Below are 2,248 nucleotides of genomic sequence, written 5' to 3'. Positions count from 1 at the left end.
GAAGAAGGACAACACCGGCTACGATCTGAAGAACCTCTTCGTCGGCGCCGAAGGCACGCTCGGCGTCATCACCGCCGCGGTGCTGAAACTGTTCCCGAAGCCGAAGGGCAGCGAGGTCGCCTTTGCCGGCCTGCCGTCGTCCCCGAAAGACGCGCTGTCGCTGTTCACTTTGGCTATGGGCCGCGCTGGCGCTTCGCTCACAGCTTTCGAGCTGATCGCCAGAAGGCCTTACGATTTCACGCTGAAGCACGGGCAGGGCATCACGCGGCCGCTGGCCGACGACTGGCCGTGGTATGTGCTGATGCAGATTTCGTCCGGACGCTCCGAGGAGGACGGCAAGGCGCTGATCGAGGAGATCCTGTCAGCCGGCCTCGAGCAAGGCATCGTCGGCGACGCGGTGGTGTCGGCAAGCCTGGCCCAGGGCGACGCCTTCTGGAATTTCCGCGAGACGCTGCCCGAATGCCAGAAGCCTGAGGGGGCCTCGATCAAGCACGACATCTCCGTGCCGATCGCCTCGATCCCCGACTTCATCGATAAGGCGGCCGGCGTGGTGGAAGGCGTCTGCCCCGGCGCGCGCGTGGTCTGCTTCGGCCACATGGGCGACGGCAACCTGCACTACAACATCTCGCGTCCGGTGGATTGGCAGGACGAGCCGTTCCTCGAGCTCTATCACCCGATGAACAAGGCCGTGCACGATGTCGTGCGCTCCTTCCACGGCTCGATCTCGGCCGAGCACGGCATAGGTCAGCTGAAGCGCGACGAGCTGATCGCCACGGCGCCGCCGATGGCCATCGACCTGATGCGCCGGGTGAAGGCCGCCTTCGATCCCGCAGGCATCATGAATCCCGGTAAGGTTATCTGATCCTTCCCATATCTGGTGGGCGGTCGCATTCCGATAACCATCGGCTCCGATCAGCAAAATTTAACCGACTTTCTTAAGCGCGCCGGTAAGAAGCCAGCGCTAACATTTCTTCCCATAACGAGGCCGGAAAAACCGGCCCTGAGAGAACCGGAAAACGGCCCTCAGGAGTAACAGGGAAGACATCGATGAACACTGGACTGAAGCCAGTCTGGGCCGGGCGCAACATGCGTCTCGACCCGTTTCGCCTGCCGCAGGTGGTGAGCTACGCCACCCGCGACGACTATGGCGATGTGACCTTCACCATCGACCAGCGTGGCGCCGTCATTCGCCGCATGCTGGAGATGAGCGGTTTGCCGGCGATCATCGCGCTGCCCGCCAAGGCGTTCCGCGGCGTGGCCGCCCGCGCCATGGAGGATCCGGACGGCAACGTCACCGTGACGCTCGAGCTCCTGCACAATGATCCGATGCTCTCGGTGCCGTTGCTGGTCGCCGACGATCTCGAGGATGTCGCCGCCGACTGGCGCGCCTGGGCCGACGCCTATCGCCTGCCGATGCTGCTGATCGAGGCCGACGGCATTGCCCGCACGCTGGAAGAATCGCTCGGCGCCGCCATCAAGGCGCTGCCGCCGCAGGAGCGCCGCAAGGGCCGCGTCTCCACCACGCGCCGCCCCCGCTTCCTCGCCCGCCGCAAGGCCGGCAATCTGGGCCTGAGGCTCGTCATCGACGGCCAGGAGATCATTGCAAGGGAGTAGGTTTCTTCTCCCCGTCACTATACGGGGAGAAGTGCCCGGCAGGGCGATGAGGGGCAGCGCCGACCTGGATGTTTGGCCACCTCAAAAACCCGATCAGACGCTGTATCGCCGCTGCAATTTGCCTCCAAAGGTTGGCGCTGCCCCTCATCCGGCTGCCGCCACCTTCTCCCCGTAGAACGGGGAGAAGGGAGATCACCCCAGCGGCTTCAGCCATATCCACACCGAACCGCCGATCAGCCCCAGGAAGATCAGCCAGCCGACCTGGTTGTTCGACTTGAACAGCTTCAGGCACTGGTCCGGATTGTTGATGTCGAGCCGGATGATCTGGCGCCCCAAATGCGCGCCGGCGGCGATCAGTCCCGCCAGCGCCACGATCGGCACCTGCGCCGAGGCGAAGGCGATGGCGAAGCAGATCAGCGCGCCGCCATAGAGCCCGCTAAGCCACATCTTGGTGTTGTCGCCGAACAGCCGTGCCGTCGAGCGCACGCCGACGATGGCGTCGTCTTCCTTGTCCTGATGCGCATAGATCGTGTCGTAGCCGATCACCCACAGGATCGAGCCGATATACAGCATGATCGCCGGGTCATCGATGTCGCCGAACTCGACCGCCCACCCCATCAGCGCGCCCCAGGAG

The 2,248-nt window shown here is 64.3% G+C and carries 3 protein-coding genes; 2 read left to right on the top strand and 1 reads right to left on the bottom strand.

Annotated elements, in window-relative coordinates; genetic code table 11:
• Positions 1 to 862: FAD-binding oxidoreductase (locus tag EOA28_RS33085; protein WP_148671017.1), on the top strand; the 862-nt coding region annotated here is incomplete at its 5' end.
• A gap of 185 nt (positions 863 to 1,047) precedes the next feature.
• Positions 1,048 to 1,614 carry a DUF6101 family protein gene (locus tag EOA28_RS33080; protein WP_127253394.1) on the top strand — a complete coding sequence of 189 codons (567 nt, stop codon included), beginning with the start codon at positions 1,048 to 1,050 and terminating at the stop codon, positions 1,612 to 1,614.
• A gap of 192 nt (positions 1,615 to 1,806) precedes the next feature.
• Here the strand turns inward: EOA28_RS33080 and EOA28_RS33070 are convergent.
• Positions 1,807 to 2,248: UbiA family prenyltransferase (locus EOA28_RS33070; RefSeq protein WP_189342335.1), on the bottom strand; the 442-nt coding region annotated here is incomplete at its 5' end.

The organism is Mesorhizobium sp. M2A.F.Ca.ET.067.02.1.1 (assembly GCF_004023285.1).
Classification (GTDB): domain Bacteria; phylum Pseudomonadota; class Alphaproteobacteria; order Rhizobiales; family Rhizobiaceae; genus Mesorhizobium.
Note: the sequence above shows the minus strand (reverse complement) of the source record. Positions and strands in the feature narration are given on the sequence as shown.